The organism is Devosia sp. 67-54 (genome assembly GCF_001899075.1).
In the GTDB taxonomy this organism is placed as follows: domain Bacteria; phylum Pseudomonadota; class Alphaproteobacteria; order Rhizobiales; family Devosiaceae; genus Devosia_A.
This window is the reverse complement of sequence record NZ_MKVA01000006.1, coordinates 135,881-149,965: the sequence shown is the minus strand read 5'-3', so window position 1 is coordinate 149,965 and position 14,085 is coordinate 135,881. Positions and strand designations below refer to the sequence as shown.

Sequence of the window (14,085 nt, the reverse complement as noted above, 5' to 3'; positions counted from 1 at the left end):
ATATATAGTTATTCACGATGAATGAATAAGTGGTTGCTACTGCGAGGCTTCCATCCCGCGCTGCGTTTTTTGCTGCATTTGGCAGTGCCGGCGCAGGCTTCGACGAGCCTTAGAGACAGCTGCCTCGACCAGCAGGATCGATGGATTTCGGCTGTCCCGCCGAGCGCCAGTAGACAACCCTATTGTGGCGCTCAGGGCGAATGACCAGCCATCGAATTGAGGATGGTGTTCTCTCCGCTCGGCCGCACGGAGATCGGCAGTCTTGCAAGACACAGCTTCGCCGAGCGGACATGAATCGATAGATTGGTGCGCCAACGGCTTGAAACTCTTAGCCTCGAACTTGAGGACCTTGGGAGAACTCCTCCGTACTGGCGGTGGGAGGAGGACCGCCCAGGATGATGTCCCCCACGATCCGGTCCCAGTAGGCCAAGACTTGGCGCTTTCTCTCCACCTGGTCCGTCCAAACGTAGTGTCTCAGCAAGGTTCTTGTAGCCTCACCCGAGGCCGCACTGTGCCCTATCGTAGCGGCAACGATATCGCTTCCCACGCCAAGCTCGATCAGTCTGGTCGCAAATGTTCTCCGCAAATCGTGGGTCGAAAATCCCGACACCGGAACCGAGCCACGGCGACTTAGCAGGAACTGACCTACGTTAGCAGAAGTGAAGGGTCGACGCCGTTCCGTCGAAAACAAAGGGCCTGCGGAGTTTTCCGTCAACGCGTTACTCACAATCTGTCGCGCTCGTCCGACGAGTGGCGTTACTCTCGGCCGATTGTTCTTCGACCGCGCAGCCGGCAAGGTCCAAAGCCAGTTGGTTGTGTTTATCTCTTCGGCACGCATGCCCCCGATTTCGCTGCACCGCGCACCAAGCAAGATCTGAAGTCTTAGTATCGTCGGCGGAGCCAAAGGGAGACTGGGGGCGCCAAGCCAGTTCCAGAGCAGAACGATTTCATCCCACGACAGGACGCGGTCTCGCGGCGCCCCGGATTCGTAAGCGACCAATCCATGGGCGGGATCAACGTCGATGATGTCCTGCGAAACCGCCCACCTAAACATCGCACCGACGGTTTGGCGCCGCTTTTCCGCCTCGCGTCTAAGGCCGTTGTCGAACGCGGCATCAAATAACTCTCGCAGATCTCTTCGACGGATATCGGCGGCATGTTTGGAAAGGATCGGACCGAGGGCTCTATAGAGCCGGCTCTCAATCTCGCTTGCTGTTCTCAGACGGCCTCGGACCCTGCGCTTCACGTAGGCTTCCACGAGTTGGCGAACAGAAACCCGCGCCCGCTCACTTTCAGCGTGTCGTACCTCCTCCTCAACTAAATCACGTCCGGCCCGGGCCGCGGATGTTATCTCGTTGGACCGCCGGCGAGCGGCCTCAAGCGAAACATCAGAAACCTTGCCGAGGGACATTCTTCTGAACTGCCCCGTGCCCGTTATGCGGAAGGCAAGGTCCCACGTCTTGACCCCATTGGTCGCAACACGAACTGCTAGCCCTTTGGCACGCTGGTCAGGGACTCTGTAGGCTTCCCTCTGTGGCGGCATTGCCTCGATGCCTTTTTGCGTGAGCAGGCTGCTGGCCTTTGTCGTGTTTGAAGCTTTGGTCAAATGAGTTTCCTCTCAAACCGTCGCAACTCTGTCGCAACAAAATTCCGGATACTACGGTGACCGCCTCGGATACTCCCGGCTGGAAGGATCTCAATAACCTTTTGATCTTAAAGGAAAAAATCGCACTCTAGCGAAGTCGCGCGCACCGTAGCGAAACCAGAATAAAGGTTGGATGCAGACCTTCGTGGTGCACAACCGGGCGCCGCGGCAGTTCCTCGCCGAGATCGGCTGGCGCGGCTTCCTCGGCTTCCAGGTGCTGGTCGGCGGCATGATCGTCGCCTCGCTGCTGCATACGGTGTTCATCGCGTCGCTGCTGGCCCGATTGCTGCTCGAGGGCGCCGTCGGGCTGGTGCCGCGCGATGTGTGGGACTGGATGGCGGTCGGCATCCTCGCCTCGGGCTATGGCGGCGCCATCGCCATCCAGGTCAGCGGCCTTTGCCACCAGCGGGCCTGGCACCTGCTGCCGACGCAATTGCTGCTGCCGGCCTATTGGATATTGCACACGCTGGCGGCGGTGCGGGCGGTGCACGAGCTGATCGTCGATCCGATGCATTGGGCCAAGACGACGCACGGCGTGACGCGGCTCAGCCGCGGCCGCGCCACCGGCAATGAGGGCGAGCCGGTGCTTACGCCGCGTACCGGCTGAGATCGAGGTCGGAGACGTCGATGTCCGGCGCCTTGCCGGAAACGATGTCGGCCATCACCTGGCCGGAGCCGGCGGCCATGGTCCAGCCGAGCGTGCCGTGGCCGGTGTTGAGGTAGAAATTGCCGTAGCGGGTGCGCCCGATCACCGGCGTGCCGTCGGGCGTCATCGGCCTGAGGCCGCACCAGAAGCTCGCCTTACTTACATCGCCCGCCTTGGGGAACAGATCGCGCAGCGAGCGTTCCAGCGGGCCGCGGCGATGCTGCCGCAGCGTCTTGTCCCAGCCGGCGATCTCGGCCGTGCCGCCGATGCGGATGCGGTCGTCGAAGCGGGTGGTCGCGACCTTGTAGGTCTCGTCCATCACGGTCGACACCGGCGCCAGCGCCGCGTCGGTGATGGGCACGGTGAGCGAATAGCCCTTGATGGGATAGACCGGCAGGCGAATGCCGAGCGGCGCCACCATCTGCGGCGTGAAGCTGCCCATGGCGCCGATATAGGCGTCGGCGGTCAGCGTGCCGCGGCTGGTGCGGACGCCGCTGATCGCATCGCCGCTGGTTTCGATCCCCTCGATGGTCGTGCCGTACTGGAACGTCACTCCGAGATGGCCGGCGATCGCCGCCAGCTTTTCGGTGAACAATTTGCAGTCGCCGGTGTCGTCGTTGGGCAGGCGCAGCGCGCCGACGAACGGCACCGCGGCGGTTGCCAATCCGGGCTCGACCGCAACGCATCCGCCTGGATCGAGCACCTCATAGGGCACGCCGTACTGCTTCAGCACCTCGACGTCGCCATGGATATGGTCGAGCTGCTTCTGCGTGCGGAACAGTTGCAGCGTGCCCTGCTGCCGGCCCTCATAGGCGATGTGGGTCTGGCTGCGCAGCTCGATCATCTTGTCGCGCGAATATTCGGCGACGCGCACCATGCGCGATTTGTTGATGGCGTAAGCGCGCTCGGTGCAATTGGCGAGCAGCCGGAGGCCCCACACCCACATGCGCGGATCGAACATCGGCCGGATGACCAGCGGACCGTCCGGCATCAGCAGCCATTTGATGGCCTTGAGCGGGATCCCCGGGCCGGCCCAGGGCGAGGCGTAGCCGTAGCTGAGCTCGCCGGCATTGCCGAAGCTGGTCTCGAGGCCCGGACCGGGCTGGCGGTCGATGACGGTGACGTCGTGCCCGACCCTGGCGAGGTAGTACGCCGAGGCGGTGCCGATGACACCGGAGCCAAGGATGAGCACTTTCATGAGGGGCGACAGTGCGGTCTTTTGACCAAACGGTCAAGGACAGGAGAAAGATATTCCCCCACCACTCGTCGCGGGATGTGTGTTCAGGGCGCACGCCGATTAAGTGTGAGCGACGATCGATCTGGTCAGGCGGCGATCATCCAGAGCGAGGTCATGGCGATGGCTACCGCCGTGACGCGCCCCAGCACCGCGGATGAGTCCGGCGAGATGATGAGGCGGCTGCACTGGCGGGCCAGCGGGATGATGCCGAAAAACACGACACCGAAGGCCGCGAATGTCACGGCGACCACCAGCCCCATATGCTCGAGGCCGAGCGCCCCGTGCGGCGCGACGATGGGCAGCAGCAGCATCTGCATCAGCAGCGTTGCCGGATTGCCGAGGCAGAGCGCGAGGCCGGCTCCGGCGGAGGCCATCCAGCCCGCCCTGCCGGGCCGCGCCACCGACTGTCCGGAGCGGCTGCCCCACATCTTCGAGGCGAGCCAGAGCAGGTAGGCGATGCCGGCATATTTCGCCAGCGCCAGCAATTCGGGCTGGGTCTGCGCCCAAAGCCCGATGCCCAGGGCAACGGCGATGACGGCAATGACTTCGCCGATGCACAGGCCTGCCGCAAAGGCGATGACGCCTTTGCGGTCATCGCCGACCGAGCGGGCGACGAGGACGGCCGTCAGCGGGCCAGGCGAGGCCGCATAGGCGACCAGAGCCAGAAAATACGGACCGAACGCCAGATAATCCATTTTGCCCCTCCCCAGATCGGATGCGACCAATCTCGGGGACGGCGGCCGGGCGGCCAATCAGGCGATCACCTGATTTGGCGCTGGCACGGCAGAGGCCATAAGCGATCAGCGGATACTGGACGGGTCCACGAGCCCGGCACGCACCGCGGCGACCAACAGGCTTGCGGTCGAGCCGACCGCGAATTTGCGCATGAGGCTGGTGCGATGGCTGTCGACGGTTTTGGGACTGATGCCAAGGCTCTCGGCGGCACTGGCATTGGTGTGGCCGCGCGCGATGGCCTGCAGCACGGCCAGCTCGCGGTCGGTGAGCGCAAGGGCGTCGGAAGTTGCCGCCATCAGACGCGCCGCGCTGGCGCCGACCACAATTGCGCCGTCGAGGACCCGCCGGACCATGTCGATGATCTCGGTCTCGGTCGCGTCCTTCAGCGAGACGCCGTGAATGCCGCTCCTGACGAGCGTCTCGAGCGTTTCGGGCGTCGTCGAACCGGTGAGCAGGATGAAGCGCGTTGCGGGCGACCAGCGCCGCGATTCGAGAAAGACTTCCAGCCCATTGGCGCCCGGCATATTGTAGTCGAGTATTGCGCAGTCGGGGGCGGTCTTTCGTATTTCGACGATTGCTTCGATGCCATTGGTGGCAGACCCCACAATATCGACGTCCTCGAGCACTGAGAGCGCCTTGGCCAAACTCCAGGACACGAACTGATGATCGTCGGCGATCACGATCCGCTTTTTCAAAGTGCGGCTCCGCCGATGCGCCCGATGGGCGGCGGGCGCCGCTGGCTGGCGCTGGTCCTGGGCATGCTCATGACGCTTCTCGCGATGCCGGCCGGAGCGACCGCCGATCGAACAGCGCTGATCTTAACAGGCCCGGCCGATATTGAAACAACCGGGCGGCATTTCGACTATCTGCTGGACCAGGACTGGAGCCTGCGGCCGCAGGACGTCATCGGGCCGGCGGCGCCGGCGATGCAGCCCCTGCCCGGCCGGGTTCCGGATTTCGGCTACACCACCGCCCACATCTGGCTGCGCCTCGATCTGGTCAACCAGACGGCGGATGTCGATGCCTGGCGGTTTTTCATCCAGGCGAACTTTACCCAGCAGATCGCCGTCTACCGCGTCGCCACCGACGGCACCATCGCGACGCTGCTCAACCTCACGACGGACAGCCCGTTCAGCGCCCGGCCGATCGACTTTCCGCAAATGGTCGCGCCGTTCGACCTGAGCCCCGGCGAGCGGGCGACCCTGCTCGTCGCATACTACTCGCAGGGCTCCTCGCGGATTTCGATGTCGGTCGAAACGCCCGACAGCTTTGCCGCGCGATCCCGTGTGCAGGAGGCGAAAAACTACGCCTTCTACGGCATGATGGGAGTGCTCGCCCTCATGGCGGGCGTCGCGCTGCTCGTGCTCGGACAACCGGTGTTTGGCGCCTATGTGGCGTATGTACTGTCGGTCCTCGTCTACGTCGCGCATGCCGATGGGGTGGCGTTCCAGTATCTCTGGCCGAACTGGCCGCAGTTCAACTCGATGGCGTCGATCGTCCTGGGCTCCTGCGGGCTGGTGTCCGCTGCGGCGTTCGCCATGATGGTGCTGCAGACGCGGCGCTATCATCCGGCCATGCACCGCATTCTGCTGACGATGGTCGGCGCCCTGCTGCTCGTGGACGTCACGCTGTGGGCCGCTGCCCCGCAACTGCTCAAGCAGTTGCTCGTCATCATGATCTCGGTCTGCACGCTGACCCTCGTTGCGGCGGGACTCGTTGCCGCCCGAACGCGCTTTCGGGCGGTGCGGTTCTACCTGTTCGCCTGGCTGGCGGGCCTCATCCCGGCCGTGCTGTTCACGGCGCGCTTCGTGCTAGGGTTCGAGCCGAGTTTCATCGCCCCCTATGACGGCATCCGGCTGGCGCTCGTCGCCGATGCGCTGATGATGGGCCTTGCGGTGTTCGACGGCTACAACCAGCAGCGGCAGGCGGCGCTCGAGGAAACGCTGGCGCAGGCGCAGCGCAATTTGGCGCTGGGCGAGCGGCTAGCCGTGCTCGAAGAGCGCTATGAGCAGGTCAAGTCGACGGCCCGCCGGCGTGAGGAATCGGTCAAGGACACGGTCCACGACCTGCGCCAGCCCATGCACGCGCTGCGGCTGTCGCTCAGGCAGATGTTCAGCCCGCAAACGGCCGGGACACCCGACATCGGCCAGGTCGAGACCGCGCTGAGCTATATGGAAAAGCTCGTCGCGGACCGGCTCGCTGACACGCCGCAGGCGGACGCGCCGACCGTGGCCGAGCCTGAGCGGCAGAACGAGCCGCGCCTACACGCCGTACTGCGCGGCGTTGTCGATATGTTTGCGGCCGAGGCAGCGGCCAAGGGGCTCGGCTTGCGGCTGGCACTCGCAACGGGCGACGCCGATGTTGCGGCGTATCCGCTGATGCGCGTCGTTGCCAATCTGCTGTCCAACGCGATCAAGTACACCGGCGAGGGGCGTATCGTGGTGGCGCTGCGCCGCGAAGGGGCGGGACATCGCGTCGAGGTCCACGATGCCGGCCCCGGACTGCGAGGCGCGGCGTTCGAGCGGGCGCTGCGGCGCAACGAACGGCTGGAGCGCGACCGTCTCACGGCCGAGGGAAGCGGACTGGGCCTGGCCGTGGTCAAGGAGATCGCCGACGCCAATGGCTGGCACCTGACCTCCTGCGCCGATCGGCAGACCGGCGCCAGCATTCGCCTGCATCTGCCTGCACGGCACGCCGAGCGGACCGACGGCGCCCGGCCGACCGTGTCAGCCAACGAATAGCTGCGCGGTTCGCGGCCCACACTCGTCGGCGTATTGAACGCGCCCCTGTTGTGGTCGGCGGCAACTATCACACGCGCGCAACGTCCATTTGAAAAGTGATCGCCAATCTGGAGTCGGGAAGATTGCCAACCAATGCGGGCGAGGAGTCCGAGCCGCATCGGGTCGGCCTTCCGCGGGACGCCATAGGCCGGTGAAATTGCGGTCGGATGGTTTCAAGAATCACCCGCATCGCACCTGCGATCGGCATTGACGCCGGCATCAGAGCCAGATTTCCGGGTCTAGCTGCCAAGTGCTTGGAGCGGGTGAAGGGAATCGAACCCTCGTCGTAAGCTTGGGAAGCTTCTGCTCTACCATTGAGCTACACCCGCACTGGCTCGCTTCTTACTGGAGATGGCGGACGGGAGCAACTGCGTCGAACGACGGGTTGCCCGCGAGGCAGCGGCGCAGCCAGTGTCACCAAACTCACCCCTCGTCCACATCGTCTTCCCCGCGACAGCGGGGAATCCAGGCGATGCTTTCGGACGTCCGCAAACCTGACCTGGATTTCCGCGTGCGCGGGAATGACGATGGGGCGGTCTACTCGACCGCCACCAGCATCGCCTTGTCGCGCAGCTCCATGCCGAAGCCCGGGCGGTCGCCGAGCTTCAGCCTGCCCTGCTCCGGCATCGCCTCGCCCACGAACAGCTCGCCGAACACCGGCATGATGGATTGCCCGTCGGGGCTGGCGGCGACGTATTCGCAGAAGGCGGGGCCGGTCTGGCTGGCGATGAAGTGGTAGGAATACGGCCCGCTGCCATGCGGGATCACGGGGATGTCGTAGGCGGCGGCGTGGGCGGCGATCTTCAGCAGCTCGGTGAGGCCGCCCACCCACATCACATCGGGCTGCAGGATGTCGATGGTGCGTTCCTCGATCAGCCGGCGGAAGCCGTAACGGGTGTATTCGTGCTCGCCGGTGGTCCATTTGAGCGTGGGGTGCGCCTGCTTGATCTGGCGGTAGCCCTCGACGTCCTCGGGCGACAGCACCTCCTCCCACCAGTAGATGTCGAGGTCCTTGCAGGCCTCGGCGAGGCGGATGGCGTACTGCACGTCGAGCGACATGTAGCAGTCGACCATCAGGCGGAAGTCGGGGCCGATCGCGGCGCGGTGCCGGCGCAGGAAGTCGACATTGGCGCGGAGGCCCGCCTCGCCGTCGAAATGGCTGTGCGGCAGCGGCACCTTGGCGCCCCAGAAGCCCATGGCCTTGATGGCCCCGGCATCCGGACCGGTGCAGTAGAACGTTATTTCGTCGCGGCTCAGCCCGCCGATCAGGTTGTACACCGGCTCGTGGCGGAGCTTGCCGTTCAGATCCCACAGCGCCAGATCGACGGCGCTGATGGCCATGATCGGCAGCCCCTTGCGGCCATAGGGCAGCGAAGCGCGATACATCTCATCCCAGATGCGATTGATGTTGCGCGCGTCCTCGCCGACGAGGAAGCGGCTGAAATGGTGCCTGATCAACCAGGCGGCCGGCATGCCGCCCGAACCGGTGGCGACGCCGATGGTGCCGTCGGCCGCTTCGATCTCGACCACCAGCGAGCTCAGCACGCCGATGCCCCAGCTCGACCGCCGGTCGCGATATTTCGCGTAGCCCGACATGGGGTTGGAAATCAGCGTGTCGACCAGCCAGTGTTTGGCCTCGCCCGATTTGAAGTAGGTGCCGGCCTTGGCCGACGGGGCCATGGTGTAGACGCGCACCGCCTTGATGATGAAGGGCGTGCTCACTTGAGATAGAAGACCCGCTGCAACGGAATCTGCACCGGCTGGTCGTCGGCATTGGTCGCCATGATATCGGCCATATGGGCCCACCAGCGCTTCATGATCTCGGTGTCGGGCAATTTGTCCATGCCGTGGTCGTCGGTGCGGGTCAGGATGCCGAACAGATGGTTGGCCTCCGGGTCGAGCCAGATGGAATAGTCGGAGACGCCGGCATCCTTCAGCGCCTTGACGAGCTCGGGGAAAATCTCGTCGTGGCGCTTGCGGTATTCGCGCGCCTGGCCGGGAAACAAGTTCATGCGGAAGGCGATCTGTTCGGACATTGGCGATTTCCTCAGGATGCGGTGCGGGCCCTGGACATGGCGGTGATGGTGGTGTCGCGGACGTGCTCGAGATGGCGGCGGTAGGCGTCGACGGCGGCGGCGGCGTTGCGCTCCATCACCGCGGTCGCAACCTCGATGTGCTGGCCGACCGAGACCTCGATGTTGCCGGGAATGGCGCTCGCCACGCGGCGGACATCGAGGCCGATGTCGTAGAGCCCCTGCGCCAGCGCGCTCAGCAGCCGGTTCTGCGCGGCGTCGTTGAGCGATTGGTGGAACTCGATATCGAGCAGGCGGAAGGCCACCGCGTCGTGGAAGAACGCCTTGCCGTCGACGGCATGCTGCATGATGCGGGCGCGCTGCTCGGGCGTGGCGCGCTCGGTGCAGAGGCGCACCAGCTCGCAATCGACCACGGCGCGCGCCTCGAAATGCTCGTGCACGTCGTAGTCGCTCACCGAGAGCATGACGTTGAAGGGGGCGACCAGCCGGCTGGGCGACAGATCGGTGACGGTGTAGCGGCCGCCCTGCCGGCTCTCCAGCACGCCCATCAGCGTCAGCGCCTTCAGCGCCTCGCGCAGCGGCGGCCGGGAAATGCCGAAGGCGATGCCCATCTGCGCCTCGGTGGGCAGGCGGTCGCCGGATTTGAGGTTGCCCGATTTGATCATGGCGAGGATGCGATTGGCGACCTGCTCGGAGATCGAGCGGCGCTCCAGCGCGCCGCCGCCGAAATCGGCCTTCTGGCCGGCGGCGCGGGCCGCATCGAGCAGGTCGGCGAAGGCGTCGGGGCCGCCGTCCGCCGTCTCCAGAACCTCCGCTTTCGCCTTGTCCGCCACGAGCCGCCTCACAGATCCAGGCGATAGAAGTCGATGGCGTTGTCGCGATAGATCCGGCGCGTCTCGGCCTCAGTCAGGCCGAGATCGGCAAAGGCCTCGTCGAGCACGTCGACCCACTCGGTGAGGTTGGTGGATTGCAGCAAGATCGGATAGTCGCCCGCATAGATGGTGCGCTCGGGCCCGAAGGCATCGAGCGTCGCCTCGATATAGGGCCTCAGATCGGCGCGCGTCCAGTTCGGGCCGGCGTAGGGCGGCAGGTCCGACAGCTTGATCCACATGTTCGGATAGCGCGCCAGGTCGGCCATGTCTTCGCGGAACTGCGCAATGGCGCCCTGCTTGATCCCCGGCTTGCCGCAATGATCGAGAATCATCGGCACGCCGGAGCTGATCTTCGGCACCCATTCGCGGATGATGTCCATCTGCGTGTAGTTGGGGTTGATGTCGAAGGTCCAGCCGAACGTTTCGAGCAGGTTCACGCCGTCGATGAAGCCAGGGCTGAGGGTCAGGGCGCGCGGGTCCTTGTCGAACTCCATGATGCGGCGGATGCCGCCGACCAGGGGATGCCCGTCGCGCATCTCGGTCAGCATCGGCTCGACCTTCGCGCCCCATTCGAGCGGCGCCATGGCGATGATGCGGCGGATGCGCGGGTCGCGCCTCGCCTCCTCCTCGACGAACTCGACTTCCTCGATGTACTGCCCGCCGCCTTCCCAGAAATCGGCGTAGCATTCGAGGAACACCATCGTCTCGACCTGCAGCGTGCCGCAATCGCGCTGGTAGTCCTCGACGTGATAGGGATGCCCGAACAGCGGGCTGCCCTCGAAGGCCGAGTATTTGAGCCGCGTCTGGTCCCAGATATGCAGGTGCGTGTCGATGATGGGGAAGTTCGGCATCGCCGCCTCTACCTGGTCAGCTTGAAGTTGCTGTCGACCGGCTTCAGCGCCAGCCCGAAGCCGGGCTTGCCGTCATCGAGGTCGATGAAGCCGTCCCTGGCGACGGGTTCACCGTCGAAGATGTACCAGAACAGCTCGTTGCCCACTTCCACCGGCACCTTGGGGAAATATTCCGAGATCGGCGCGGCATAGCTCGACATGGTGACGTGGTAATTGTGCATCTGCCCCGCATGCGGAATGAACAGAATATCGTTTGCCTCGCACAGATCGGCGATCTTCTTGGCCGCCGTGATGCCGCCGACGCGATTGATGTCGGGCTGGGCGATATCGAAGGCCTTGAGAGCCAGCGCGTCGCGGAAGCCGGCGAGCGTGTACTCATGCTCGCCGCCCGAGATGTTGACGAGGTTCAGCGCCCTGAGCTCGGCATAGCCATACAGGTCGTCCGCAACCACCGGTTCCTCGACCCAGCGCATGTTGAACGGCGCCAGCAGGCGCAGCATGCGCTTGGCGTATTCGACGTTCCAGCCCATGTAGCAATCGGCCATGATATCGACAGTATCGCCCACCGCCTCGCGCGTGGTGCGGACGAGATCGACGTTCTTGTGCATGCCCTCGAGGCCATCCTTCGGGCCCCAGCCGAAGCGCAGCTTCACCGCTTTGAAACCCTCTTCGGCATAGGCCTTGGCCTCGCTGTAGAGCGTATCGAGCGGCTGCGAATAGAGACGGCTGGCATAGACCGGAATCTTCGGCTTGGTGCGGCCGCCGAGCAGCTTGAACACCGGCTGCTTGAGGAGCTTGCCCTTGGCGTCCCACACCGCGAGGTCGACGGCGCTGATCGCCGTCATGCCGATGCCCTTGCGGCCGAAGGGCAGCGTGCGGCGGTACATCGACTGCCAGATGTATTCGCTGTCGAGCGGGTCGGTGCCGATCAGCAGCGGCTTGAGGTACGTGTCGATGGTGGTCTTGACCGCGTGCGGGGCCAGCGCCGAATTGCCGATGCCGATGGTGCCGTCGTCAAGCTCGAGCTCGACCACCAGCCAGCCGAGAAAGCGGAAGCTGGCGATGGAGCCGGTGACGTCCGCCACGAGGTCGCTCGCCGTGGTGCAGAAGTGCGGCGGCATGGGGGCGACAGGGCCGACCCATTCGTAGATGGTGGTGCGAACGTCCTTGATGCGAGGCATGGTGGCTCCGGTCAGGCCGGCAGCGGGCCGAGCTCGGCGGCGAAGCGCCGCGCCCAGTCGAGGCCGGTTGGGGTTGCGGTATCGGATGGAATGCGGTTCTCGCTGGGGGCGATGCCCAGCCGGTGCGCCGCGATGAGCTTGCCATAGAGCAGGAACGTCGCCAGTCCCTGCATCATGAAGGCCACGGCCGGCAGCAGCTTGCGATAGAGCTCTTCGGCGCGGCTTTCGTCGCCGGCGCGCAAGGCGCGTTCGATGCCGATTTGCAGGTCGATGGTTTCGGTGCCGGGGATCATGCCGTTGACCCCGGCGCGCAGATTGTCGAGCAGCTCGAAGCCGGCGCGGCCGTTGAACACGCGCATCCGCCCACCCAGCTCGGCGATGATTCCGGCGACGGTCAGCGCGGTGCTTTCGGCCTTGACCACTGTGATGTTGGGGTGAGCGGCGTTGAGCGCCAGCAGGTCGGTGGGCGACAAGCCGATGCCGAGAAATTCCGGGGCGTTCTGGATGCCCACCGGACAATCGACCGCATCGGCGACGGCGCCGAAGAATTCGATGAGATGCGCGCCGCTCGCCGGCGGGCGCGGCGGCTGCAGGATCAGCCAGACGGCGCCGGCATCGCGGGCGAAGCGGGCGCTGTCGATCATGTCGGGGACGTTGCCGTCGGCCACCGTCACCGCCACCGGCACGCGGCCGGCGACGTCGGCGATGGTCCACTCGACCAGCGCGCGGCGCTCGTCGCGGCCGAGCTTGTGCACCTCGGTGCCGAGGCCGAGCACGGCGATTCCGGAGGCACCCGCCGCCAGCGACGCCTCGACCTGGCGCGCCACGGCGTCGCGGCGCAGCCGGCCGGCCTCGTCGAAAAAGGCATAGAGCATCGGGTAAGTCCCGCCGATTTCCATGCTGTGCGCAGCTCCCTCGGGCGTGCCGTCGTCTTGGTGCGACGGTTCACGAGCATTGACAGGATGGCGGAGAAGATAAAAACTTGTCAAACTAATTTTTGTCTGACAACCTTACAGACAAGCACGAGAGCGGGCGTTGCACAGCCCGCCGGTCCGACATGGGAGAGCAGCTTTGCCCAACGCCACTCAGGCCTTGCGAAAGGTCGCCTCGACGAGCCTCAGCCTGCCCGCCTTCGGCTTCGGCAGCGCGCATCTGGGCGAACTCTACGGCCGGGTCGACGAGGCCGACGTGAAGGCCACGCTCGACGCCGCCTGGGACGCCGGCGTGCGCTATTACGACACCGCGCCCTGGTACGGCCGCGGCCTCAGCGAGCATCGGCTTGGCGGCTATTTGCGCAGCAAGCCGCGCGGCGAGTTCAAGATCAGCACCAAGGTCGGCCGCACCCTCAAGCGCCCGCAGGACCCCAAGAGCTTCGACCGTTCGCCGTGGACCGGCGGGCTCAATTTCGAGGTCGTGTGGGACTATTCCTACGATGGCGTGATGCGCTCCTACGAGCAGGCGCTGCAGCGGCTGGCGCTCGATACCGTCGATGCGCTGGTGATCCACGACCTCGATGCGGGCTACCAGGGCGAGCGGTTCGCGCAGAGCAAAAAGGAAATCAGCGAGTCCGGGGTGAAGGCGCTGCAGGAGCTGAAGCGCTCCGGCGATATCCAGGCCTATGGCATGGGCATCAATACCGACGAGGCGCTGGAGACGGTGGCGCCGCTGGTCGACCTCGATTTCTGCCTCGTGGCGATGCCCTACACGCTGCTCGACCAGCGGAGCCTGCATCGCGGCATGGCCGAGCTGCAAAAGCGCGGCGTCTCGGTGATCATCGGCGCGCCGTTCGCCTCGGGCATCCTCGTCACCGGCTCGTCCGGGCCGGCGCACTACGCCTACGGCAAGGCCTCACCCGAGGTGCAGGCGCGCGTGCGCGGCATCGAGGCGGTGTGCAAGGCGCACAACGTCGCCCTGCCCGCGGCGGCGCTGCAATTCGTGCTCGCCCACCCCATCGTGGTCTCGGTGATCCCCGGCGCGGCGAAGCCGAGCGAGGTTCGCGAAAACATCGCGCATGCCGATGCGCCGATCCCCGCCGCCTTCTGGTCAGATCTCAAGGCGCAGAAGCTGATCGACCCCGACTCGCCCGTGCCGGCGGGACGCTGAGC

Annotated in this window: 13 protein-coding genes and 1 tRNA gene; 3 read left to right on the top strand and 11 right to left on the bottom strand. The window is 65.3% G+C overall.

Going from position 1 to position 14,085, the window contains the following annotated elements; all coding sequences use genetic code 11:
* Window positions 1-328: 328 nt before the first annotated feature.
* The gene (locus BGO82_RS21050) at window positions 329-1,606 is read right to left on the bottom strand and encodes a tyrosine-type recombinase/integrase (protein ID WP_366246943.1); all 1,278 of its coding nucleotides are present in this window, start codon (window positions 1,604-1,606) and stop codon (window positions 329-331) included.
* Window positions 1,607-1,778: 172 nt separating this feature from the next.
* On the opposite strand from BGO82_RS21050, the gene BGO82_RS12050 reads away from it, so the two are divergent.
* The gene (locus BGO82_RS12050) at window positions 1,779-2,252 is read left to right on the top strand and encodes a hypothetical protein (RefSeq protein ID WP_291305846.1); all 474 of its coding nucleotides are present in this window, start codon (window positions 1,779-1,781) and stop codon (window positions 2,250-2,252) included.
* On the opposite strand, the gene BGO82_RS12045 is transcribed toward BGO82_RS12050, so the two are convergent.
* The 3 genes from BGO82_RS12045 to BGO82_RS12035 form a co-directional block, all read right to left on the bottom strand.
* Entirely contained in the window at window positions 2,233-3,489 is a 1,257-nt protein-coding gene (locus tag BGO82_RS12045; RefSeq protein ID WP_291305845.1) for a D-amino acid dehydrogenase, read from the bottom strand. The two genes, BGO82_RS12050 and BGO82_RS12045, sit on opposite strands and share 20 nt — an antisense overlap.
* A gap of 125 nt (window positions 3,490-3,614) precedes the next feature.
* On the bottom strand, window positions 3,615-4,223 hold the full coding sequence (locus tag BGO82_RS12040) for a LysE family translocator (RefSeq protein ID WP_291305844.1): 609 nt from the start codon (window positions 4,221-4,223) through the stop codon (window positions 3,615-3,617).
* A 105-nt stretch (window positions 4,224-4,328) separates the two neighbouring features.
* Window positions 4,329-4,958: a response regulator transcription factor gene (locus BGO82_RS12035; protein WP_291305843.1), complete on the bottom strand. Its 630-nt coding sequence runs from the start codon at window positions 4,956-4,958 to the stop codon at window positions 4,329-4,331.
* A gap of 15 nt (window positions 4,959-4,973) precedes the next feature.
* On the opposite strand from BGO82_RS12035, the gene BGO82_RS12030 reads away from it, so the two are divergent.
* On the top strand, window positions 4,974-7,004 hold the full coding sequence (locus BGO82_RS12030; RefSeq protein ID WP_291305842.1) for a sensor histidine kinase: 2,031 nt from the start codon (window positions 4,974-4,976) through the stop codon (window positions 7,002-7,004).
* A 294-nt stretch (window positions 7,005-7,298) separates the two neighbouring features.
* Here BGO82_RS12030 and BGO82_RS12025 read toward each other — a convergent pair.
* The 7 genes from BGO82_RS12025 to BGO82_RS11995 form a co-directional block, all read right to left on the bottom strand.
* Window positions 7,299-7,372: transfer RNA gene (locus BGO82_RS12025), tRNA-Gly, on the bottom strand.
* 208 nt (window positions 7,373-7,580) lie between these two features.
* Window positions 7,581-8,765 carry an L-rhamnonate dehydratase gene (gene rhmD / locus BGO82_RS12020; RefSeq protein ID WP_291305841.1) on the bottom strand — a complete coding sequence of 395 codons (1,185 nt, stop codon included), beginning with the start codon at window positions 8,763-8,765 and terminating at the stop codon, window positions 7,581-7,583.
* Window positions 8,762-9,079 (bottom strand): L-rhamnose mutarotase, encoded by a 318-nt coding sequence (gene rhaM / locus BGO82_RS12015; RefSeq protein ID WP_291305840.1) that lies wholly within the window; start codon window positions 9,077-9,079, stop codon window positions 8,762-8,764. Before rhaM ends, rhmD begins: the two co-directional genes overlap by 4 nt.
* A gap of 11 nt (window positions 9,080-9,090) precedes the next feature.
* Window positions 9,091-9,909, bottom strand: a complete 819-nt coding sequence (locus BGO82_RS12010; protein WP_291305839.1) for a FadR/GntR family transcriptional regulator — start codon at window positions 9,907-9,909, stop codon at window positions 9,091-9,093.
* An 8-nt stretch (window positions 9,910-9,917) separates the two neighbouring features.
* On the bottom strand, window positions 9,918-10,799 hold the full coding sequence (locus BGO82_RS12005; protein ID WP_291305838.1) for an amidohydrolase family protein: 882 nt from the start codon (window positions 10,797-10,799) through the stop codon (window positions 9,918-9,920).
* Between the two features lie 8 nt (window positions 10,800-10,807).
* The gene (locus BGO82_RS12000) at window positions 10,808-11,980 is read right to left on the bottom strand and encodes an L-rhamnonate dehydratase (RefSeq protein WP_291305837.1); all 1,173 of its coding nucleotides are present in this window, start codon (window positions 11,978-11,980) and stop codon (window positions 10,808-10,810) included.
* A gap of 11 nt (window positions 11,981-11,991) precedes the next feature.
* A complete protein-coding gene (locus tag BGO82_RS11995; RefSeq protein ID WP_291305836.1) occupies window positions 11,992-12,879 on the bottom strand; it encodes a dihydrodipicolinate synthase family protein in 888 nt (295 codons plus the stop codon).
* Window positions 12,880-13,051: 172 nt separating this feature from the next.
* Between BGO82_RS11995 and BGO82_RS11990 the strand changes: the two genes are divergently transcribed.
* A complete protein-coding gene (locus BGO82_RS11990; RefSeq protein WP_291305835.1) occupies window positions 13,052-14,083 on the top strand; it encodes an aldo/keto reductase in 1,032 nt (343 codons plus the stop codon).
* The last annotated feature ends 2 nt before the right edge of the window (window positions 14,084-14,085 follow it).